Here is a 22862-nt window from a genome sequence, read left to right as displayed (position 1 = left end):
TCTACAAGCTAAACCGGAGGTATTTTGGAGAAAAACTCTTTGACAGGCTGGTTATTGCTGGAATTACTGGACTATGACTAAATACGGATATTCAAATAAAAAGTTAACATTATGAATGAAGTTCAAAAATTCTGGATACAGATTGGAGTTTCGTTAATTCCTACAATAGTATCATTATTTATTGCGATAAACGAATTTAGGAAAAGAAAAAATGAGGAAAAAAAGGTTGAAGCATTAAAGGTACTGTTTGGAACTGTTAAGGGTTGGAGAGAATATATACAAAGTGCAGCAAATGCAAACACGCTTCTTCGTAATCATATTCGAGGGTCTAATGCAGAAGGTAAGAAAGTAACCAAATTTAGTTCGTTGGATGATGTTGAGTCAGCGGTTGAAACCAATGGTGCATACCTAAATGGACTGCACGTTGGAGTTCAAAAAGAGCTTGAGGCGATTGAAAACAAAATTAATCCAAAATAACCGAACTCATTTTGAGATTCCTGAAGTGCTCAAGAAGTTTATAATTTGTGACTATGAGAAAGTCCAATATGTTAAGCTCAGATTTACTCCATCTTTCTCAAACAAATGACATCTCCGATAAATTCAAAACAGAATATAAATCTAATATCTTTATAAGTCACCATTTTAAATACTCCGGGTGATGTCTGATTCTCGCAAGATTCGGGCAAGACATAAAAAAAACACCTACACTAAAAAAGTGTAAGTGTTTCATCCTTAATAGTAGCGAGAGCGAGACTTGGACTCGCGACCTCATGATTATGAATCGTTAGGTTATTTGCCATTGAAAATATTCTTTGCATGTTATTTGGATTTGTTTAAATATAAATCTTGAAACTTTATAAAATCGATAAATGAATCTTGATAATATAAATCTATCAAATTTATAATTTCACTATCTTATCCACAAAAAGAATTTTGCTCTTTCAATCCGACAAACAATAAGTAGAAATATATTATTTTAGTAGAAATATTTATGTGTGAAATATTAAACTCACAATAATGAAAAAAATCTCCATTATTCATCAAGAACAAAATTCAGATTGCATTGAAATACTAAAAGAGTGTATTGTTGAAGAAAAAGAGTTGAAGAAATTTCAAATTGATGAAAAAACCTTGATTCACAAATTGCCAGAAGGGATTATTAATAGCTTTTTAGATTTCATATCTGATTTTAAACCTCGTCATAGGGAAGTATTATTAAAAGAAATAAAAGAAGGAAGATTGGTAATTGAATGCTGGGAAGATGAAGAAAATGATAGTATTAGACATAATTCCAAAGAAAGAAGGTGGATTGATAAATTAGCGTCAAAGACAAATGATGCACTTAAAGATCCAGAGATTGATGAATGTCCTTTTTAAGAATAGTTTATTTTTAAATTTCAACAAACTCAACTTAACCGGTATAACCAAAAGAAATTTGAATCGCCTGACCAACCATCAATAGAAATAACCACCATTCTCAAAACAATAATTCATCGATTTTACCTATAAACTGTGCAAGAAATGTGCAAGATCCGTAAAAACAAAAAGAGTCACAGAAACTTAATTCTGTAACTCTTTCATTTTTAGGTGTTCTAAAAGTGGGCCCACCTGGGCTTGAACCAGGGACCCCCTGATTATGAGTCAGGTGCTCTAACCAACTGAGCTATAGGCCCTAAATATCTTAGTGTTCAATATTTCAAATTGTGTTCCGTGCTGGTGCTCTAACCAATACCGAAAAGCTCAAAATCTTATTTTGTTAGCTTTTCGGGCATCCTCGATAAACGATGAAATTGAAAATTTCTGGTTTATCGGGACTGAGCTATAGGCCCGGAGCGAAAATGTACTATTACATACGATTTTCGGGGTGCAAGTTTACGAATTTGCACGAATATACGCAAGCATTTCCTAAAAATTAGCTAAACAAAAAGGTGCCTGCTTTCGCAGACACCTTTCGCATATCTTCTAAAACTGAATTTAGGCAGGCATATCAGGTAAACTCCAAGGCTTACGGTAAGTATGCTTGATCAATTCAGCTGCAAATTCTTTTGCAGAAACAGGATCGGTCCACGTTTTCTTGAACGTTGGGTGACCATCGTGAATTTCAAAACCATCTTTAATAACAGTTCTGATTTCTTCACTGTCGGTAAGGTTGGTGAATTCCATGTTTTCGCCATCCCAATCCAGTTCTTTGTTCAGCGACTGTAAACGAACGCCAAGAACACCCATTACAACCATTTCGTTAAATGGTCCTGCTTCTTTAAAGTCTGATGCAGTAGGAACACGGTTTTCAGCACTTTCTTTACATGCACGTACCCAATCCATTTCGTGGCTGGTTTCTACACGGCGACGGAATTTCGGAGAATCAGGTGTGCGACCCGACAATAACCATGGGTTTACACCGTAACATCCGCAAATAAGTTTGTCTTTTGTTCCGTGGAAAATTACGCCACCACCCTGGTCGTTCGGATTTTTACCATCTGGCCATCCTTCAGGAAGCATTGGCTTAATTCCACCATCGTACCAATGTACATCAACTTGAGGAAGCGTGTTTTTCTTCAAGCCTTTCCATGGTTTCTCGGCACTTGCCTTACGCTCTGGGTAAGTCAGTTTTACCGACTGGGCAGTAGGAGCACAGTCTTGTAACAGTAATGTTGAGTTTCCTTGAGTATGAATAGGATAACCTAAATCAAGCCCAACAAATACCGGGTGAAGAATATGGCAAGCCATATCGCCAAGAGCACCAGTACCATAATCCCACCAGCCACGCCAGTTCCAAGGGTGATAAACCTGGTTGAACGGACGCATTTTTGCAGGACCGGTAAACAAATCCCAATCCAGTGTTTCCGGAACCCAGTCGCCTCTTTCCGGAGTATTTAAACCCTGAGGCCAGATAGGACGGTCGGTAAATGCTTCCACTTTTGTTACTTCACCAATTTCGCCGTTAGCCAACCATTCGGTGGTAAGGTTTACACCTTCGCCCGATGATCCCTGGTTACCCATCGATGTGGCCACTTTGTACTTATCGGCCAGTTTTGTAAGTAAGCGAGATTCGTAAACGGAGTGAGTCAGTGGCTTTTGCACATAAACGTGCTTACCCATGGTAATGGCATGGGCTGCAACAATGGCGTGTGTGTGGTCGGCAGTTGCAACAACTACACCATCAATGCTGTCACCCAGCTCGTCATACATTTTCCGCCAGTCTTTGTACTTTTTGGCACCCGAGTAGCGTTGAAATACAGGAGCTGAGTACTTCCAGTCAACATCACATAAACCAACGATGTTTTCAGATTCCAGGTTTTTTAAGTTAGCAAAACCCATACCTCCAACACCAACACCGGCAATGTTAAGCTTGTCGCTTGGTGCTTTATGACCAAGGCCTGCTACTGCGTGGCGCGGAACAATTGTAAATCCTGCAGCGGCTGCTGCTGTTGTGCCAAGAAATGCTCTTCTTGATACAGATGTCATTTTTGATTTTTCCTCCATAACAATATTAGTTTTAATCGGATAGGTATTAAATATTCATGAAAATTATTCAAAAAACGGTTAAATATAGTGATAGTTAAGTGCTTTTCAATAAAGAATGTTGTGAAACAAGCAGAAAAATGTAAATAAAACGCCTCGCAACGAAGTGGTATTTTCAATTTGCGTAATGAAGAATCTTCAACATCAGTGATTTACTGTTTTTTGTATAGCTTTTGTCTATTTCGCTTCAAAAAAATCAATTTGACACACGCTGTATTTCGATTTACATTTGCCAGTAATCTTTAAAAAAACGAAAATCATGAAATCTGTAGGAGATAAGTTTCCAAAGTTTAAAAAACAAGCTGTATTGGCCGACAATCAGATCGGAGAAGTAACATCAGAAGATCATAAAAAGGCAGGCAAGTGGATGGTTATCTACTTTTACCCGAAAGACTTTACTTTTGTGTGCCCAACCGAAATTGTGGAGTTTAACAACAACCACGCAAAATTTGAAGCGTTAAATGCTGAATTATATGGTGTGTCAACCGATACTGCCGAAGTTCACCTGGCATGGAAATCGAACGATCCGCGTTTGGCTAATCTTACTTACCCGTTAATTGAGGACACTTCGAAGTCATTGTGCAAAAAATTGGGTATCTTACAACCTGGAAGCGTTGCTTACCGAGCTACATTTATTGTCGATCCTGAAGGAAAAATCCAGTGGGTAAACTGTAATAACGATGCTACAGGCCGTAACGTTGCTGAGGTATTAAGAGCTTTGGAAGCTACGCAGAATCCTGGTTTAACCGGATGTAACTGGCAGCCAGGAGACAATACACTATAGAAAGTAAAACTTAAAATCCAGAAATTATGTCAGTAAGAAAAGTAAACTCAGTTTGGAACGGAACGCTTAAAGAAGGAAAAGGAAATATGAACATCACCGGTTACAGCGGGCCGTTCACTTTTGCATCGCGTTTTGAAGAAGGAAAAGGAACCAACCCCGAAGAACTGGTAGGTGCAGCACACTCAGGTTGTTACTCCATGTTTTTGGCAGCATTAATCAGCGGCGAAGGATTAACTCCTGAAAGCGTTGAAACAGAAGCAGCCGTTACATTGGGGCAGTTGGATGGCGGACCGGCCATTACCAACATTAAATTAACCAACGTAACAAAATGCGAAGGTTTGTCGCAAGAGAAATTTGACGAACTGGCAGCTGCAGCTAAAGCAAAATGCCCGATTTCGCGCTTGTATGCCGGCGGCACTGCCGAAATTGAATTAGACGCAAAATTGGCTTAAGAAGAGAAAGTTATAATTGCATATAGGAAGGAGTCAGAGATGGCTCCTTTTTTTGTTCTCGTTTGTTAAGCACTTTAATTTCGAAAGACTACCTGTAAATTTTGGATATATTGAGAATGACATGGTTCTCTTTTACCTTTTTGGCTGTCGCCATTTCCCCTCACGAGGGGAAACATCGGCAAGGCTGGGCAGGAAGCCATGATGTTAAGCTGAAAGAGTTTTCAGCGCTCGCTCCCCTTTTGAGGGGAGCTCCCGGCAGGGAGAGGGGTAGATAGAAATTCTTCTTCAGGCTTCTGCCTTCCGTCTTTCATCCAATTCTTAACCTATTTATCCATCCACTTTTTAAAACCCGAAACCTTATCGCGGCTAACGATAATAGCTTCATCGAGCTCGGCGGCCAGTTTTAGTTTTAGCCGGGTAGAGGAGTAGCCCACAATTTCGTTAATGCAGTTAATGTTTACCAGGTAATTACGGCTAATGCGGAAAAACTGATCGGGATCGACCATTTTTTGAAGCTGATCCAACGAAAAGTCGAGGTCGTAGGTTTTGCCTTCCAGGCTTTTTATAAATGTACTGCGTTCCTGCACAAAAAAGCAACAGATTTTACTCACCTGGATGGATTGAAAGCGGTTGCCGATTTTAATAAAGAACCGCGACTTGTAGGTTCTCGACAACTGCTCGAGTACTTTTGCCACTTTGTCTTCCAGCAACTGGTGCTGGCTGTACAACTCCTTATATTTTCCCAAAGCCGAACGCAGAGCTTCCAGCTCGATGGGTTTTAGCAGGTAATCAATGCTGTTTACTTTAAAGGCGCGAATGGCGTACTCGTCAAAAGCAGTGGTGAAAATGATCGGGGCTTTAATTTCCAGCTCATCAAAAACTTCGAACGAAAGGCCTTCGTCGAGCTGAATGTCCATAAAAACCAAATCAGGAGCAGGATGTTCAGCAAACCAGTTCACCGCTTCTTCCACCGATTCCAACACTGCAAGCACTTCCGCTTCCGGAGCAATGGTGTTTAACTGCTGCATCAGTTTTTCGGCAGCAAGGTGCTCGTCTTCAACAATTACTACCTTCATTTGCCTAAGTCGTTAAGTTTTAAAGGCACTTTCACAATAAATTCATCAGCCGTTTCCTGTGTTTCCACTTCGCGGTTCAGAATGAGCTTGCAACGTTCGTTCAGGTTTTTTAACCCGATTTTCGATGAGGCGGCCAGTTGCATGCGTTGACGAAGATCGTTGCGCACCACCAGTTTATCCATACCTTCAAAATGAATGGTGATCAGTAAAGGCTCTTTGCGTGTGGCAACATTGTGTTTTATGGCGTTTTCGACCAGCATTTGCAGCGACACGGGGATGATCCTCGCATTTCCTGTTTCTTCGAAATCAATTTTGAGTTCGATCTTCTCGCCGTCGCGAATTTTTTACAGGTAAAAAAAGTCTTTTACAAATTCCATTTCGGCAGCCAGCGGAACGAGGTCTTTCTCTTGATTCTCCAACACGTAGCGGTAACGGCTGAAAGCTTGTGAATAAATTTATCCGACAACGCAGGATTAGAACTTACCAGCGACGACAAGGTGTTTAAACTGTTGAACAGAAAATGCGGATTCACCTGCGTTTTCAGTGTCTCGTACTGAAAAATAAGCTTCTCTTCCTTTAGTTTCTGCATCCGTTTTACGGTGTCGGCCCATTGCGTGTAGAAAAAGAAAAGGGCACCAAGGGCAAAACCAATTCCGGCAGCGGTTAAAAACGACCGCAATTCTGCATGCATAAGGCTGGGGATAAACTCCGAAAATGGTGCTCCGCCCCGCCAGAAATGCCAGGCGAAAAGGGCAAGGAACAATGCTGAAGCAATAAGCAGTACCGTAAAGTAAAAAAGTACCAGCCGGATGATGGTTTTCCTTATGGCTCCGGGAGCATCAGGATCGACCGACTTAAAAAAACGATTACCCAGGTACATGAACAGTTCCAGCTGGATAAAGGTTAAAAGTAGCATGTTCCAGATACCGGGGTGCAAGATGCGTTGAAAAAGCACCAGGCTAAAAGCGATGCTGATGGCTATAGCGCCTGCCAGAATGGCCAGGTGCCTGAGCACTTGTTTTTTACTTGTTTATGTAGTTGAAAGTTTGCCATGGTTTTCGTTTATGAAGATAGTAAAAAACTGTTTCTGAAAAACCCGTTGTAAGGCAGCCGATTCATTACGACCGGCCGCCTGTAATCTCAATAATCAGATCAAAATAAAAATTGTTTGCATGGTTTTGTTTTTGTTGGTTCAAAGATGAAGCAAACACTGTTCTTCTGAAAAAAAGAATGGCTGAATGGGGAAATTTTGGGTACGAGTGGGAAAGAGAAAGTCACTAGCCACTGGTCACTGGTCACTGGTTGTGGCTCCTAATGACTAATGACCAGTGGTAAGTTAACCTGTTGCTAAACATAAGCTCACAACCCACCATTAGCGCAACCTTTTTCTACTTTTAATCATCTAAAAATCAAAAGTATATTAAACCACTGCCAAATGAAAACAATAGCCGCAAATTACATTTCCTTATTTTTTCTGCTGGTGCTGTTCTTTGCTGCAGGTTGCCACAAAGAAGATGATCTGAATGAAGACGAAATTGAAATCAAAAAAAATCTTACCGATGGATTTTGTATGACCTCAAACGGCGAGGTTGTTTTAACGCATAATGATTTTGAATACTACGATTATTCCGCTCATCTGATTTATTTAAAAGATAATATGTCGTTTGTTGAGGTTTTTGAAAACCTTGGGGAATTCACCGTTCTTGCAAATGAAGAGGAAATTTACAGTGGGGAAACCTGGCCCCTTTATTTGTCGTCCTCACCTCACGGTCCGATAATTGGGACACACCCATCTTTTTATAGCGACAATATTGTACCTATTGGATTAATGCCCTACCTCGATAGCCTGGGTAATTTTTTGCCCGACCCACGCGAAGATGAAAGAATTGTTGATGCGCTAAAGAAGTACAATCAGTTTCATGCCGGGTTGAGTTGTGAAATCACATCGGTTGATTATGTATCGTCAACGAACGTAATAGTTAAACTGCTGCTAAAAAATAACGACGATTTCAACTATTACTATATCGATCCAGAAAAAACCGGAATTGGCCTGTTTCACTATTTTACAAATGGATTATTCATCAGGGATTTCAGTGCTTACGAGATGTATGGTTCTAAAACTGAGGTCGTTTCGGCCGATCCCTGGAATAGCTGGGATTTGGATTGGTTATCGGTAATTAATGGAAACGAGAGCAAAGAAATTACAATTGCCTATAGCCATTTTGAAGCTGTACCACCAGGGCAATACAAAGCTACTTTCGAGTTTCCCGGGCTAAGTTTTCAGGTGAGTAAAGCAGAAATTAATCAGGATAATGGCCTGATTTGGTTGGGCAGCCTGAAAATACAAAAGGATATTACTATTGAGTAAAAAGACCTCGGCTGCAGCTGCTCTAAGATCAATAGCCCAAAAGTGAGAGGGATTTTATTAGTGTGTAAATAGTGTTAGTAGAAATAATTAAACCACTACCAAATGAAGACAATAGCCACAAATTACAATTCTTTATTTTTTCTGCTGGTGTTATTCGTTGCTGCAGGGTGTAACAAAGATGAAAATGAAACACCGCAGCACCTAAGGGGAACATGGATAGAAACGGTACATAAAACCGATACGCTGGAATTTAGCGAGTCAGACTTGTTTATACTAAATCGGGGAATGGAAATGCAGGGCGAATACTTATTACCCAAGCCTCATTCTGGCCCATATTTCTATGAGATAGAAAGAGATAGCATCCTTTTGATATGGGGATTGTCAAGTTCATCGTACGGTATCAGCTACTATTTCGAATATGATGAACAAAATGAAATGATCAGAATCGGGAATTTTTTTGTCGACAGTTTATCTCGTAATAATGAAATACTTGATTTTCTGAGAGTGAACTAGTGACTAGTGACTAGTGACTTATGACCAGTGGCCAACCCTCCCAAAAACAGGTAAAACTACCCACCTAAAACCAGGTAATTCTACGGTTGACATGCATTTAATTATGTTGTAGTTTTGATTTGTTTAATATCAAATACCAATAAAATGAATGCCAAAACATCTTTCCGCGATTGCGGAAATCCCAAACGCAACTTCAAACAAGCCATCCGCGCCTGCGGAAAATAAGCGCCAGATTAAAAAGAGCCTTTCCGCACAAACGGAAAGTCAGAACTGAACTCAAAACAAGCTTTCCGCAACTCCGGAAACTCTGAAATGAAATTAAAACAAGCTTTCCGTTGCCGCGGAAGGATAGAAATAAATTAAAAACCACGTTTCCGCGAGTGCGGAAACCAATTAATCACTCTTAAACTAAATAATTATGGAAATTTTAAATGCAAGATTACATGATTTTCGAAACGAAGAACATTTCAATCTTCACGCCGAAGTAAACGATCTGATCGTTCGTTTTACGGTTGAAGCCTTAAAAATTGAACGGTATTACCCTGATTTTTCATCGGCGCTGACTGCCGAAGCCGAAGCCCTCGATGTGGTGCAGAAAAGTATTTTTACCGGTCCAATTGCCGATGCCGACCACACCCGCGACAACACAATCCTGGGTATGGAAGATATGGTTGACGCGGCACTGCGCCATTTTAAATCCGATGTGCGCGATGCTGCCCGCCGCCTGAAAATTGTTTTCGATAGTTTCGATGGTATTACTACAAAACCTTACGACCAGCAAACAGCAGCTACCGATGTTTTAACAGGCGAACTGGAAGGAAAATACAGTAGCGATACAGCTACAGTTGGAATTACCGACTGGGTAAACGAGTTAAAAGCGAATAACCAGGCGGTGAAAGACCTGGTGGGCGAGCGCTATACCGACGAGACGGCTAAAACACCATTAAAAATGAAAGAGGCGCGCAAACAACTCGACGATGCCTATCGTAACGTAGCCAAACTGGTTGATTGTTTAATTTTTGTTGAAGGGCCCGAAACCTACGAAGCTTTTGTTAAAGAACTCAACAAACGTATTGAAAAATACAACACCCGCCTTAGCCAACGCGATGGACGAAATGCTGAGGAGGAAGAATAGAGTAATTGTTTTTGCACCGTGGCTTTAGCCCGGTGTTTGGTTCTGTAGTAAACAGATTGGCTTTAGCCGTTAAAAATGAATGATTAAATGCTAAAGCCATTTTTACGTTCATTAAGTAATCACCGCCCTGAAGGAAGGTGCAAAAGATAGTTGCAAAATCTGTAGTGATGTTCGATTGTACATTCGAGTTTGAAATGATTGTCTAATCCTCCGTCCCGATAATATCGGGACACCTCCTTTGCATAAACTATGGTGTACACATAAATATTCTAAGGGCTTGATTTATAATCGACTTTTAATATGCGGCGCAAGGTAGGGTTGTATTTCAAAAACCGGTAGTAGTTGCGCCTTTGTGATTTTTCTCTTCTATTCCCGGGGCTGTGCTCCCTGCGGGTGCTTCCCCCGGGCTATTGATTACGCACCCTTGGTGCTTAAAGCCCCGAAGCGGGCGACAGGCAATAGCCCGGTGCGAGTGGCTGAGTTTACGAAGACACAAAGCGCCGGGTAAAAGATTGATAAAAAATCGTTCGGCGTCTAAATTTGATTAGAATTGGTCAGCTTGTTCCGAACGAAAAATCGTTGCAGAATCATTTGAAAAAGGGAATATTTAAGTTGTGTGTACACCGTAGTTTACATAAAGCAGGACGTGTCCCCCTTGGCGAAGGGGAATAAAAGGGGGATTGACAGGCACAAAAAAATCCGGTCCCAAAAAAAGACCGGATTTCCTATTTCTTAAGCTTGTAGCCTGAAACTTGTGTCTTGCAACTAAAGCTACTTCTTTTTATTGGCTACTTCAATATTCACTTTCTGGCCTCTGAAGCGGGCATTTTTGAAAGCTTTTGTAATTTCTTTCTCGTAGTTCGAGTCGATCTCGAAGAACGAGAAACCTTTCAGCACTTCAATGCTGCCAATATCGATACTTTTTCCCGGGGTGTTCTGGTTAATCAAATCGATAATTGCACGTTTGTTAACGCCGCTCTTTTTACCCAGGCTAAAGAAGAATCGCGACATATTGCCACCGTTTCCTCTTCGTGCTCTGCCACGATCTCCGCGTTCACGGTCTCCGCCGCGCTCGCGGTTTCCACGGTCACCACGCTCACGTCCGTCGCGTCCACCTCTGCGGCGGTCGCCACGCTCGTTACGCATCGATTCTTTTTCGCGTGCCTCGTCAACGTTAATATCCTTTGCGTTTTCGTAGTATTGTAAAAAGCGGTTAAACTCTACCGAAACAAAGTGTTTGATCAGCTCTTCGCGTTCCAACCAGGCCAGCTTTTTGTAAATAACCGGCATAAACTCCGCAATGTTCTCGTCGTTTACTTCCACTTTTTCTACGCGGTCGATGAGGTTAAAAAGTTGCTTCTCGCAAATTTCTTTTCCCAGTGGTACCGGAACCTTAATGAACTTTTTGCCCATTTTCTTCTCCACATCGCGCAGCTTCCCTTTTTCGCGCAAGTGAATCAGGGTAATGGAAATACCTTTTTTACCGGCACGTCCTGTTCTTCCGCTTCGGTGAATATATACCTCAGGGTCGTCGGGCAGGTTGTAGTTAATAACGTGGGTCAGTTCGTTCACGTCCAAACCACGTGCAGCCACATCGGTAGCCACCAGCATTTGCAGGTGTTTGCTGCGGAAACGCGACATTACGTGATCGCGCTGTGCCTGCGACAGGTCGCCGTGCAGTGCATCGGCATTGTATCCGTCCTGCATTAGTTTGTCGGCCACATCTTTAGTTTCAGCACGTGTACGGCAGAAAATAATTCCGTAAATATTCGGATTGATATCGGCCACACGTTTCAGTGCGATATAACGGTCTTTGGCGTGCACCAGGTAATAGTTGTGCTCTACGTTTTCGGCAGCGGTGTTCTTTTTGCCCACCGAAATTTCGTGTGGATCGGCCATGTAAGTATTGGCAATTCGTACAATCTCTTTCGGCATGGTAGCCGAAAACAGTAAAGTTTGCTTTTCAACCGGTGTATCTTTCAAAATGGCATCAAGGTCGTCCTTGAAACCCATCGAAAGCATTTCGTCGGCTTCGTCGAGCACCACCCACTTTATATCCTGTACTTTTAACTTGCTCCTTTTTATCAGATCGAGCGTACGTCCCGGAGTTCCCACCACAATCTGGGCGCCATTCTCAAGGTCTTTTATCTGTTTTCTGATGTCGGAACCGCCATATAAAGTGGCAATTTTTGCTCCGTTAATGTTTTTCGAGAAATTCTCGAGGTCTTTTGCAATTTGCAAAGCCAGTTCGCGCGTTGGACTTAATATTAAGGCCTGCGGTACTTTTACCGACGTGTCGAACTGCTGAACAATAGGTAAGCCAAATGCCGCTGTTTTTCCCGTTCCTGTTTGTGCCAAGGCAACCATGTCCTGGTCGCTGTTCAGTAAAAACGGAATCGTTTGTTCCTGAACCGGCGTGGGATTCTCAAAACCAAGCTCCTGGATCGCACCAAGGATTTCGGCTTTTAACCCCATTGTTTCAAATAAACTCATATACTATTTTTTTAAGTGGCCGCAAAGGTATTCTTTTTATTTGTATTTCAGTGGTTTATGTTGTGTTGTTTCGTAAATTTAACGTTGGGTGTTAGGTTTTTATTCTATTGAATTGATTTGCCAGTAATTGGCAAATCCCATTTTTAACACCGAATTCTCTTATAATTCTCGCCAAACGCTTACTTTTGTTGGTATTCATATGTAAAGCACATGTTAGATATGAAGCACAGAAAGCCCATGAAAAGAATAGTTCCGATTCAGCTCCTCTTGTTCCTGTTTCTTTGTTTTTCAGGTTTTGAAATCAATGCACAGGAAAATGATACCATTGTGCCGGTAGAAAATCCACAGCGTTTTTTACGTAAGATCGATCTTTCAGAAGTTACCCATAACGGGCTGAAACTGTGGCAAGACGATTTCTCTGGACACTGGGTAGGCATCGATTTTGGTTTTAATATGCTGCTTAACGAAGATTATTCCGGTTACGAGTCGGAGTTTATGGACAATGATGTTTTTCGGTCGAATTCGGTGTATTTCAACTTCTTGCAACAAAGCATCGGTTTGCAGAAAAACAGGAATACCATTGGCCTGGTTACCGGATTGGGGCTACAACTGCAGAGCTATCGTCTGGATGATAATACCACCATTGTTAAAGGATACGATGGAGTAATTTCGCCGGAATTCCTGTATTTTAACGATAACCAGAAATCGAAGCTGGCCGTTGAGATGATAACGCTGCCTTTGCTACTCGAATTTCAGATTCCCATCAATCATTACGATAACCGCCTGTTTTTTTCAGCCGGAGTGGTGGGTAGTTTACGGGTAAGCAGCCATACCAAAATAAAGTATAAGGAAGAGAAGAAACAGAAATTAAAAGTAGTGGATGATTTTTCGATGCACCGTTTCAGGTACTCGGTAATGGTACGCACGGGGTACCGCTGGTTTAATGTGTTTGCCAGCTACGATTTGGTGCCGCTGTTTAAAACCGATAAAGGGCCGGAACTTACGCCATTTACTTTTGGTATCACCTTATTTCAACTATAAACAACAACAAACTAAACCCGAGAGAATGAATGCTAAACCTTACGTATTGGAGCAAACCAATTGGAAACAAGTAAAAAATCAAAAGTACGACGTGGCTATTTTACCCTGGGGAGCCACCGAACCGCATAACTACCATTTACCCTACGGAACTGATTCGCTGGAGACGGCAGAAATTGCTAAGCAGGCGGCGGGTAAAGCATGGGAAAAGGGTGCAAAAGTAATGGTGCTTCCGGTAATTCCGTTGGGTGCACAAAACATGGGGCAGATTGATATGCCGTTTTGTTTGCACACCAAACCGTCAACCCAACTTATAATTCTGAAAGATATCTTGACGGCTTTAAGCGGCCAGGGCATAAAAAAGCTGGTGTTGATGAATGGCCACGGAGGAAATGATTTTAAACCGCTGGTTCGCGAACTTCAACCTCAGTTCCCCGATGTGTTTATTTCGCTGGTGGAGTGGTTTAGAATGCTTGACCACGAGGATTATTTTGAGGAAGCCGGCGACCATGCCAACGAAATGGAAACAAGCATAATTATGCACTTTTTTCCCGGTTTGGTAAGGCCACTTGATGAAGCCGGACCTGGAGAGGCAAAAGCATTTAAGCTTGATGGGCTGAAAAACAAAACCGCATGGGCGCCCCGTCAGTGGGACAAAGTTTCGGCCGACACCGGTGTTGGAAATCCGAAAAAAGCCACTGCCGAAAAAGGTAAAAAGTTTGTTGAAGATATTACCTCGCAAATAGCTGATTACTTTGTGGAATTGGCAGCTTGCGATTTGGAGGATTTGTATGAATAAAAAGATAGAGGCTTAACATGCTAACATTTTCTTATCTTTTATATCCAATCTTTCGTCTTTCTTTTTCAGGAGGATTTATAAGGTAGCGAAGAGCTGTGAATACCTCCTTGAATTGGTTATCATATTTTTTCTCCATTTCATTTATCCGGTTAGTAATATCAGAATTTTGAATAGCGAGTTTTCGTAGTTGTACAAATGCCCGGATGATTTCAACATTTACCTGGATAGCTTTTTGCTTTTCAGTACGCTTGATAACATTGCAACTCCTTGTTTTGTAAAGATAAAAGGTGTATAAGTTGTTGGTTTCCAGTCTGAGGTCACAGTTTGTGACCTTAGTTTATCCAATTCATTATTAGTTAGCTCAAACATAAAGTCTTCCGGAAAACCTTTCAATATTTCGTCTTACGGCTTGTTTTAAAACTTTTGTTTCAACTTCGTAAAGTTCTGCCAGGTGAAAATCCAGCATAACCCGCTGCTCTCTGATTTCGATGATGCGATTTTGAATAATTTGGAGATCCATTAAAGTATAGGTTGATTATTTGTTCTTTAAATATACAAAATTTACAATAGCCAATAATTATCATTGGAAAAATCCATAAGATTTCAGTTCTTTCGGCCATAAAAAATTGGTCAAAAAGTTATGAAGTTATTACTGCTAAGCAACTCAACAATGCCGGGTGAACCTTACCTGGATTACCCGAAAAACGAGATAAAAAAATTCCTGGGCGAAAAGCCGGTAACTGCGGTTTTTATTCCGTATGCAGCTGTTACTTTCTCGCTTGATACTTACTGCGAAAAGGTGGAAGAACGTTTTGCCGAAGTGGGGCACCACATAAAAGGTATTCATACGTTCGAAAATCCGGTGAAAGCAATTCAAGAGGCCGAAGCCATTGTTGTTGGTGGCGGTAATACCTGGCAGCTGGTGCGCATGCTACACGACCGGAAGTTAATGAACCCAATTCGCGAGCGGGTATACAATGGTGCACCGTATATTGGCTGGAGTGCCGGATCGAACGTTGCCTGCCCAACATTGCGCACTACCAACGATATGCCAATTATCGATCCGCTTGGGTTTGATTGTATTAATATGGTACCGTTTCAGATTAATCCGCACTATCTCGATGCCAATCCTGAAGGGCACGGCGGCGAAACCCGTGAGCAGCGAATTTCTGAATTCCTCGAAATTAATCCGAAATGCTACGTGGCCGGATTGCGCGAAGGAACCATGTTTAAAGTAGAAGACGGTAAAATTGAACTCATTGGAGAGCGAAGTTGCCGCATCTTTAAAAAAGGACAGGAACCTTACGAGTTAAAGGCCGGCGACGATTTCAGCTTTTTATTGTAATAAATTTGAGTCGAAAATAAACCAGCCGGATAAATTTTATCCGCCTTTTTTGTTCCTGTAGTTAACATTAAATCAGTCTGTATCTCGGGATCAATGCTTGTTAGTCCCAAAAACTATTCCTTACCTTTGTGCCAAACTTCGCACAAATGGAATTACTCGGAAATAGTTATTTTGCCCTTTTTGTAATTATAGCATTGGGCTTTATCGTTGGTCGTATCAAGGTTTTCGGGCTATCGCTCGATGTGTCGGCTGTAATCTTTGTAGCCCTGGTTTTTGGGCACTATGGTGTAGTAATTCCCAAAGATTTTCAGTACCTCGGCCTGGTGCTTTTTATTTTTACTATCGGAATTCAGGCAGGACCCGGATTTTTCGAGTCGTTTAAAAAAGAAGGGCGCCAATTGGCCGGATTTGCATCGTTGCTTATTGTGCTGGCCTCGGCAATAACTGTACTTATAATCTCCGTTTTTAAAATCGACCCGAATATCGCGGTTGGCTTATTAACCGGTTCGTTAACCAGTACGCCGGGTTTGGCTGCTGCAATTGATTATACCGGTTCGCCACTGGCTTCCATTGGTTATGGTGTGGGCTATCCGTTTGGTGTTATTGGTGTAATTCTGTTCATTCGTTTTCTGCCAAAAATATTGGGCACTTCCATTGCCAAAGCTGAAGAAGAACATCTGGCGGTTTTAAAAGATGAATTTCCGGAGGTAGTAAAACGCAATTTTGTGGTTGAAAACGAGAATGTTGTTGGCAAAACCATCGGGGAGTTACGTATTCGGTTTATGACCAAAGCTGTAGTTTCGCGCGTGGTACACGATGGCGTTGCTGTTACTCCAACTCCTAAGACCTTATTGTTGAAAGGTGATTTGATAAAAGCTGTTGGAACCGAAGAAGCACTAAAAAATGTGGAGTTGCTGATTGGGCCGCAAACGGAGCAGGAAATTTCCATCGACGCAAAATACGATGTGCGTACGGTTTTGGTTACCAATAAAGAAGTGGTAAATAAAACCGTTGGCCAGATTAATTTGCTGAATACTTATGGTGCAACCATTACGCGTATTCGCCGTGCAGGTATTAATATTGTTCCAAGTCCGGGTTCGAAGTTGCAGTTTGGCGATAAGCTGATGATTGCAGGTAGCCGTGCCAACATGGATATGGTTTCAAAGATATTTGGTAACGACCAGAAACGTTTATCGGATACCGATATTTTGCCGGTAGCACTCGGAATTATTCTTGGAGTATTGGTAGGTAAGATCAGTATTGCCATGGGAACTTTTTCTTTTAGTTTGGGGCTAACCGGAGGTGTGTTAATTGTTGCGCTGGTACTTAGTCGTATGGGCAAAACCGGCCCGATTTTATGGACCATGACAGGGGCGGCGAACCAGCTGGTTCGTCAGTTTGGTTTATTGCTTTTTTTGGCAGCGGTTGGAACAGGTGCCGGGCAAAAAATTGTGGAAACATTTAATCAGTACGGAATTGAGCTGTTTCTGTACGGAGGCGCCGTTACCATTTTTCCGATGATTGTAGCAGGAATTCTTGGAAAGTATTTCTTTAAAATGAACATTCTGACATTGCTGGGGGCTATCAGCGGAAGTATGACAAGTACGCCGGGGTTGGCAGCCGCCGATTCGATGACCGACACCAACGCGCACTCGATAGCTTATGCCACGGTTTACCCGGTGGCAATGGTGTTGCTGATTATTTGTGTTCAGCTGATTACAATGTTTTTCTAGTTATTTTTTGTACGAAGCCGGATCTAAAGCTGCCGGCGACCAGTTTTTCAGAAAACGTAGAATCTTGTCCTTGTCGTAACTTTTATCCTTTTCTAAAAAGGCCGAGTTTTGCGTGTGGATACGTTTTCCTGTTTCGTCAAGAATAACAAAAACGGGAAATCCGAATCGCTGCGGAAATTCAAGTTCTGCCAAAAGTTCTTCCTGGCGGTTGTTCTGGTCGTAGTTTACTTTTACCACCTCAAAGTTGTTTTTCATAAATGAGCTGAGCTCTTCATCGTCGTGCACAAAATTGTGAAATTTGATACACCACGGGCACCAGTTTCCGCCAATTTGCAGGAATACATGTTTGTTTGCTTTTTGTGCTGCTTCAACAGCCTTGGCGATGTCTTTTTGGGCATCAGCAGTAGTGTCATAAATCTTTTGTTCTTGCGCACTTAGTAGCACTGGCAAAATCATTACCAGGCAAATTATTATTATTTGAGTGTATTTCATTATGCTGTTATTTTTCCCAAATCGAATTCATTTCGTAAACATCAATTTTGTCAATTCCCAGCTCGCCGCCATTGGTGAAAAGTACAACGTCGGTAGCTTTTTCGGTTGGGGTGAAACAGTTACTGATCACTTTTTTTCCGTCGTTGGCAAAAATCTCAATCGAGGCGCGATCGAGCAATATTTCAAGTTTAATTTTATTATCAACAGGCGGAAGAGGCACCGTGCAACCAAGTACGGATAGCGTTTCCCGTTTTACATTGTAAAGGATCTCCGTTCCGGTCGATTTGTTATCATTACGAAGCATAAAACCAAAATTGTCGGTGGTTTTCAGGTCGAATTCGCCAATAATGTGGAGGCAATCGCCCGATACCTTTTTTAGTTTGTTGTCGTTAAGCCCGGGAAAAACGTTTTTGTTTTCCCACGAATAATGTTTGCCATGCAATTTTTCGATTTCTGAAACAGGTTTTCGTATGAGCTGGTAGCCATAATCGAATTTTGTAACCGATAATTCGCACGGAAACGACATCTGTCCGTTAAAGGGCATGTCGGGAAATTTTCCGCCTCGCATCCAGGCAATTTGTATAACACGCCCGTCCGAATCAGGAATGTTGCTCCAGGTTTGTGTGGCGTAATAATTTTTTCCCCAATCGCTTTTCATTTTTGCCGTTTCGGGTGTAAACGATTGCCCATCGAAACCACCAATAATATAGCTGCCATCGCCATCAAAAAGTACCCATTTGGTTTCATCGGGGCGGTTGGTTACCTGGAATTTAACCAGATCGGGGCACTCGTAAAAACCTGGAATGTGGCTTTGCCATTCCCAGTTAACCAGGTTGGCTGATGTATAGAACGAAACTCCTTTGGTGCCTTCGTCGGTACCCGACTTGCGGTATAGGGCCATTACCCATTTCCCGCTTTCTTCGTGCCAGAATACTTTCGGATCGCGGGCATCATCATTTTCATCAAGCGGAATTATCGGATTTCCCTCATACTTTTCCCAGGTTCTTCCTTTGTTGGTGCTGTAGGCAATCCGCTGGCCGCAGTGCTGGCTGGTGTAAAAAGCAACCAGTGTTTTGGTGTTGCCGTTTTGTTTTCCAAGCAGGTTGTTTTCATCAACAATTGCCGAGCCCGAATAGGCGGTACATTTTTCTTTATCGGTAGAGCCTTCGTCGGGGTAAAGGGCAATCGGAAGTGGTTGCCAATGCAATAAATCGGTACTTACAGTGTGTCCCCAGTGCATGTATCCCCATTCATTCCCCTTTGGGTTGTGCTGGTAAAACATGTGGTATTCATTATCGTAAAAAACCAGCCCGTTCGGATCGTTATGCCAGTTTTTTTCCGGCGTAAAATGGAATTGTGGCCGGTAAAGTTCGTCGTAAAGTTTTTGCTCCTTTTTTTGTGCCGGAACACCAATTAGCAGAGCAATAGAGAGTAAGGCTGTTGATAAAAAGTTCATAAAAAAGCGGGTCTTAAATTTTATTACCGAGCTAAACTTATGAAAAAAAATTTGGTTTAATTAAATTAATTCCTACATTTACCATCACAAACCCATAAATATAGAACCGTTCTTTGACTGGCGCTTTTGATTTTTCAACACAACATCAATCATCAAATTAAAAATCAAAAGTTGAATTTTTTGCGTTAAGAAACCTTTGTTACAGGGTGGATATTTTGTGGAAGTAAATTACAAACCCACTGCTTTACATTAACAGAATAGTTGTAAAACAGATTTTTGCTTACTCAATATTTTATCGCTCTTGCAAGAGTTTTGTGAAAAATTTCTCCGGCTTCAAACGAATGTTTCATTATTTGTAAGAAAGAAGATAGAACCTAATTTAAGTTGTAGTGAAACAAAACCATTTAACTATTGAGGACGCTGTAAACAACAAAAGAAAATTTATTTACTGATCGCAGTTAAGCGAAACTTATTGGAGTAGGATTGAGGTTTCAACAAACCCAATGATTTACATAACAAACCCGGTAAATCATGTCGGAAACCAAAAGTTCAGACAAAACAATAAGGTGCGGGAAAAGATTTCGATCGTAATTTGCTGAGTAAAAAAGTAGGAGTACTTTGTAGGCAAACATTAGACAAACGGTCTAAGAAAAGTAAACCCTTCCTCTCAGCAAAATAGCCCGATTTCAGTTTCCGATCTAAGGATTTAAAAAAATCATCAGTTTTTCAGCGGTAATTTTTGGTCAAACAGAGGCCAGCCAATCAGCAACAATAATTAGGGTATTCTATTAAAAGTCAGGTTCTTTGTAATGAACTATTAGAGGACAATATAGAAGTCGTTTTCCAAGAAGATTAAGTTCTTTGTTTACTGAAAAAAGTCTTAGGGAATAAGCAAGGCGGGTGTTACAAACCCACTGTTTCAATAACAAACAAACCCAATTGAAACAGGTGCACCGCCGCGTAAGTTTCCTAAAAACATGCCGAAAACCTTTGCGCAAATTGAGATTTAGGCATGACAATTTTTACAAACCCTAATTTAAAATTGTAATGAGACATTTAATTATTACCGCCCTGGTATTAGTTGGCGCTTTTTGTGCCAGGGCCGAGCAATCCGATCAGGAAAGGATCACCAAGATCAATGCCCCGATCAATATTGCTTCTGAAGACAGTAAAAAATCATTTATCGCACCCCATGAAACAAACTTAAAATCCGGTTCGGTATTAAATTCCGATTTCCAGGTGGAGTTTGTGAACTTTCCTGAAAATGCAAAACCCGCATTTTTATATGCAGTATCTGTTTACGAAAACCTGATTTCGTCGCCGATACCAGTTAAGGTTCGTGCAACATGGAAAGGGATGGGAAATAATGTATTGGCGAGTAGTGCGCCAGGCAGTATGTACCGCAACTTTAAAGGTGCACGACTAAGTAATGTATATTACCCGGTGGCACTGGCTGAAAAATTGGCCGAAAAAGAACTGAACGGTACGGAAGCCGATATCGAGTGTTCGTATAACAGTTCAATTAACTGGTATTTTGGTATCAACGGCGATTGCCCGTCAAACGAGTACGATTTTGTAACCGTGGTGTTGCACGAGTTGATACATGGTTTGGGATTTGTTGGCTTTTTCGATGTAGAAAACAACCAGGGAATTATTGATAACACGGCGAATGCTCCCAGTATTTACGATGTATATGTTTACAACCAGCTAAACCAGCAAATTGCCGATGAGAATATTTTCTCTCGTCCATCAGCAACACTTGCAGAACAATTACTTTCGAATAATCTTGCATTGAAAAATCAGGGAAATTCAGAATCCGTAAAAGTATATGCCCCGCAAAGCTGGAACAACGGAACAAGTATTTACCATTATCCTGAAAATGAATTTAGCCAGGGCGACGCCAACGCGCTGATGACACCTTTCATTTACAGGGGAGAAGCCATTCATTATCCGGGGGATAAAACAATGGATGTTCTGGCTCAGATGGGATGGAAGTCGGTTAGTTTTGATGGTTTCGAGATTAAAGATTTTGAAGAGCCACTTGAAAAACTTCCGGTATTTCTAGAGGTTGGAGGAGAATTGGACATCGATCAATCATCTGTAAAAATCACTTTCTCAACCGATAATTTTGCAACATCGGAAACCGTAAGTCTTGCTTACAATAACAATACACAACAGTTTGAAGGTGATTTGCCTTTAAACAAAGCAGACGGTAAAATTTATTATTACTACGAGGCAAAAACTACCGGTAATGTAGCGTACAGTTACCCTGAACGTGCACCGGAGCAAAAACTGAGTTTCCGCATTGGCGACGACTATTATCCGCCGGTATTGCAGCATAACCCCGAGAAATTGGTAAACGCCAATAGCCCTGTAATGAATTTTGCAGCTGTTGCAAGCGATAATGTTGGAGTAAACAGAGTTGAGGTTCAGTACCGTATTAACGGACAAGATCAGGAGCCATTCATCTTGTCAAAGGAGGGTGCCGATAATTACGCCGGGAAACTCGAATTTCCTGCACAATTATTTGGCGGCGATGTTGTGGAGTATCGCATTGTGGCTATCGACAATACATTGCGCGAGAACCAGCGCCGTAAGCCCGCCAGTGGTTATTACAACGTTTCAGTATTTGAAACAAAAGAAACTTTAGCCGGTTACTTTAATAATTTTGATTCGCCAAATACCGATTTCGAAATTTCTGATTTTGAAGTAACCTTGCCAGCTGGTTTTTCAAGCGGAAACCTACACACGGTAAATCCATATCCTGAATCACAGGCTGATAACCAGAAATACAACCTGCTCGCCCAGTTAAAATATCCGATTGTTCTTGAAGAAAATGGTCTGATGAGTTTTGATGAGGTAGTTTTAGTAGAACCGGGCGTTGAAGGAACAGTTTATACCGAAGATCAGTTTTGGGACTTTGTAATTGTTGAGGCAAGCAAAAATAATGGAAAAAGCTGGTTGCCAATAACCGATGGTTACGACTCAAGTGTTGATGATCTTTGGAGTTCGCAATTTACAGGTTCGTTAAAAAGTGCGGTGTCGCAGGCAGCCGGAGCAGAAAACATGTTCCTGAAACAAACCATAAACCTAACCGACAACACCGGTTTTGAAGCAGGCGACACCGTAATTTTTCGCTTCCGTTTAGCATCAGATAAGGCAACTACAGGTTGGGGATGGGCAATCGACAACTTGTCAATTCAAAACGTTACAACCGACGTTAATGAACAGTTGGTTGCCAACGAGGTAAGCATTTACCCCAATCCGTTTAAAAGCAGCATTTATATCGATGGATTCCGTTCGGAGATGGCAGATGACGTTGAAGTAACCATTACCGACTTATACGGAAAAACTGTGCATCGCGAAACACTTTACGATGCATCGTATTCAGGCAAAATAAAAATCGATCTTCCTAATGTAGCTCCCGGAGTTTACATGGCAAGTATATCAGATAACAATTTAAATACTATTACTCAAAAAATCATAAAAAATTAGAACTATGGAAACTTTATTAATGATCGCATTTATTGCTGCATTCGCAGGGTTAGTAACGTCTTTAGTGGTGTTGTACAAATTACTAACAGAGAAAAAAGCGCAAAGGTTAGAATATTAGATGATTGGTATTACGACCTTAAATTAGGTAATGCCGGAATGAA

At 41.4% G+C, this 22862-nt stretch carries 21 protein-coding genes and 1 tRNA gene; 12 read left to right on the top strand and 10 right to left on the bottom strand.

Annotation, left to right across the window (positions count from 1 at the left end; all coding sequences use genetic code 11):
- Positions 1 to 111: 111 nt before the first annotated feature.
- Both BMW53_RS18445 and BMW53_RS18440 read left to right on the top strand, forming a co-directional pair.
- The gene (locus tag BMW53_RS18445; RefSeq protein ID WP_038556780.1) at positions 112 to 477 is read left to right on the top strand and encodes a hypothetical protein; all 366 of its coding nucleotides are present in this window, start codon (positions 112 to 114) and stop codon (positions 475 to 477) included.
- 540 nt (positions 478 to 1017) lie between these two features.
- Positions 1018 to 1377 (top strand): hypothetical protein, encoded by a 360-nt coding sequence (locus tag BMW53_RS18440; RefSeq protein ID WP_038556783.1) that lies wholly within the window; start codon positions 1018 to 1020, stop codon positions 1375 to 1377.
- Between the two features lie 222 nt (positions 1378 to 1599).
- Here BMW53_RS18440 and BMW53_RS18435 read toward each other — a convergent pair.
- Both BMW53_RS18435 and BMW53_RS18430 read right to left on the bottom strand, forming a co-directional pair.
- A tRNA-Ile gene (locus BMW53_RS18435) sits at positions 1600 to 1673 on the bottom strand.
- Between the two features lie 301 nt (positions 1674 to 1974).
- Positions 1975 to 3483, bottom strand: a complete 1509-nt coding sequence (locus BMW53_RS18430; RefSeq protein WP_038556785.1) for a glycoside 3-dehydrogenase — start codon at positions 3481 to 3483, stop codon at positions 1975 to 1977.
- Between the two features lie 298 nt (positions 3484 to 3781).
- Between BMW53_RS18430 and BMW53_RS18425 the strand changes: the two genes are divergently transcribed.
- Positions 3782 to 4306: a peroxiredoxin gene (locus BMW53_RS18425; RefSeq protein WP_038556788.1), complete on the top strand. Its 525-nt coding sequence runs from the start codon at positions 3782 to 3784 to the stop codon at positions 4304 to 4306.
- 26 nt (positions 4307 to 4332) lie between these two features.
- Positions 4333 to 4758, top strand: coding sequence for an OsmC family peroxiredoxin (locus BMW53_RS18420; RefSeq protein ID WP_038556792.1), 426 nt, complete (start codon positions 4333 to 4335; stop codon positions 4756 to 4758).
- A gap of 323 nt (positions 4759 to 5081) precedes the next feature.
- Here the strand turns inward: BMW53_RS18420 and BMW53_RS18415 are convergent, their stop codons facing one another.
- The 3 genes from BMW53_RS18415 to BMW53_RS18405 all read right to left on the bottom strand — a co-directional run bounded on the left by BMW53_RS18415 (position 5082) and on the right by BMW53_RS18405 (position 6849).
- Positions 5082 to 5834, bottom strand: coding sequence for a LytR/AlgR family response regulator transcription factor (locus BMW53_RS18415; protein WP_038556796.1), 753 nt, complete (start codon positions 5832 to 5834; stop codon positions 5082 to 5084).
- Positions 5831 to 6094: a LytS family sensor histidine kinase gene (locus BMW53_RS18410; RefSeq protein WP_139178250.1), complete on the bottom strand. Its 264-nt coding sequence runs from the start codon at positions 6092 to 6094 to the stop codon at positions 5831 to 5833. Before BMW53_RS18410 ends, BMW53_RS18415 begins: the two co-directional genes overlap by 4 nt.
- A gap of 104 nt (positions 6095 to 6198) precedes the next feature.
- Positions 6199 to 6849, bottom strand: coding sequence for a histidine kinase (locus BMW53_RS18405; RefSeq protein WP_051567666.1), 651 nt, complete (start codon positions 6847 to 6849; stop codon positions 6199 to 6201).
- Between the two features lie 420 nt (positions 6850 to 7269).
- Between BMW53_RS18405 and BMW53_RS18400 the strand changes: the two genes are divergently transcribed.
- The 3 genes from BMW53_RS18400 (at position 7270) to BMW53_RS18390 (ending at position 9850) form a co-directional block, all read left to right on the top strand.
- A complete protein-coding gene (locus BMW53_RS18400) occupies positions 7270 to 8202 on the top strand; it encodes a hypothetical protein (RefSeq protein WP_038556801.1) in 933 nt (310 codons plus the stop codon).
- A gap of 102 nt (positions 8203 to 8304) precedes the next feature.
- Positions 8305 to 8715, top strand: a complete 411-nt coding sequence (locus BMW53_RS18395) for a hypothetical protein (protein ID WP_038556805.1) — start codon at positions 8305 to 8307, stop codon at positions 8713 to 8715.
- 418 nt (positions 8716 to 9133) lie between these two features.
- Positions 9134 to 9850 carry a DUF6261 family protein gene (locus BMW53_RS18390; protein ID WP_038556809.1) on the top strand — a complete coding sequence of 239 codons (717 nt, stop codon included), beginning with the start codon at positions 9134 to 9136 and terminating at the stop codon, positions 9848 to 9850.
- A 771-nt stretch (positions 9851 to 10621) separates the two neighbouring features.
- Here the strand turns inward: BMW53_RS18390 and BMW53_RS18385 are convergent.
- A complete protein-coding gene (locus BMW53_RS18385) occupies positions 10622 to 12343 on the bottom strand; it encodes a DEAD/DEAH box helicase (RefSeq protein ID WP_051567667.1) in 1722 nt (573 codons plus the stop codon).
- A 237-nt stretch (positions 12344 to 12580) separates the two neighbouring features.
- Here BMW53_RS18385 and BMW53_RS18380 point away from each other — a divergent pair, with 237 nt between their 5' ends.
- On the top strand, positions 12581 to 13384 hold the full coding sequence (locus tag BMW53_RS18380; RefSeq protein WP_139178248.1) for a porin family protein: 804 nt from the start codon (positions 12581 to 12583) through the stop codon (positions 13382 to 13384).
- Between the two features lie 25 nt (positions 13385 to 13409).
- Positions 13410 to 14180 (top strand): creatininase family protein, encoded by a 771-nt coding sequence (locus tag BMW53_RS18375; RefSeq protein WP_038556814.1) that lies wholly within the window; start codon positions 13410 to 13412, stop codon positions 14178 to 14180.
- 216 nt (positions 14181 to 14396) lie between these two features.
- Here BMW53_RS18375 and BMW53_RS21565 read toward each other — a convergent pair whose 3' ends face one another.
- Together BMW53_RS21565 and BMW53_RS21160 are read right to left on the bottom strand one after the other, a co-directional pair.
- Complete coding sequence (locus BMW53_RS21565; protein WP_394331171.1) at positions 14397 to 14549, bottom strand: ORF6N domain-containing protein; 153 nt, start codon at positions 14547 to 14549, stop codon at positions 14397 to 14399.
- Entirely contained in the window at positions 14542 to 14700 is a 159-nt protein-coding gene (locus BMW53_RS21160; protein WP_217642992.1) for an ORF6N domain-containing protein, read from the bottom strand. The genes BMW53_RS21565 and BMW53_RS21160 overlap by 8 nt, the downstream gene beginning before the upstream one ends.
- A 120-nt stretch (positions 14701 to 14820) precedes the next feature.
- Here BMW53_RS21160 and pepE point away from each other — a divergent pair, with 120 nt between their 5' ends.
- Positions 14821 to 15525 carry a dipeptidase PepE gene (gene pepE / locus BMW53_RS18365; protein WP_038556819.1) on the top strand — a complete coding sequence of 235 codons (705 nt, stop codon included), beginning with the start codon at positions 14821 to 14823 and terminating at the stop codon, positions 15523 to 15525.
- A 146-nt stretch (positions 15526 to 15671) separates the two neighbouring features.
- Complete coding sequence (locus BMW53_RS18360) at positions 15672 to 17258, top strand: aspartate:alanine exchanger family transporter (RefSeq protein ID WP_038556821.1); 1587 nt, start codon at positions 15672 to 15674, stop codon at positions 17256 to 17258.
- On the opposite strand, the gene BMW53_RS18355 is transcribed toward BMW53_RS18360, so the two are convergent.
- Positions 17259 to 17750, bottom strand: a complete 492-nt coding sequence (locus BMW53_RS18355; protein WP_038556823.1) for a thioredoxin family protein — start codon at positions 17748 to 17750, stop codon at positions 17259 to 17261.
- Positions 17751 to 17757: 7 nt separating this feature from the next.
- Positions 17758 to 19206 (bottom strand): glycoside hydrolase family 32 protein, encoded by a 1449-nt coding sequence (locus BMW53_RS18350; RefSeq protein WP_051567669.1) that lies wholly within the window; start codon positions 19204 to 19206, stop codon positions 17758 to 17760.
- 1047 nt (positions 19207 to 20253) lie between these two features.
- On the opposite strand from BMW53_RS18350, the gene BMW53_RS18345 reads away from it, so the two are divergent.
- Positions 20254 to 22701 carry a T9SS type A sorting domain-containing protein gene (locus BMW53_RS18345; RefSeq protein WP_038556825.1) on the top strand — a complete coding sequence of 816 codons (2448 nt, stop codon included), beginning with the start codon at positions 20254 to 20256 and terminating at the stop codon, positions 22699 to 22701.
- The last annotated feature ends 161 nt before the right edge of the window (positions 22702 to 22862 follow it).

This window comes from Draconibacterium orientale (genome assembly GCF_900111425.1).
Taxonomy (GTDB): domain Bacteria; phylum Bacteroidota; class Bacteroidia; order Bacteroidales; family Prolixibacteraceae; genus Draconibacterium; species Draconibacterium orientale.
The sequence above is the reverse complement of the archived record's forward strand: the minus strand, read 5'-3'. Positions and strand labels throughout refer to the sequence as shown.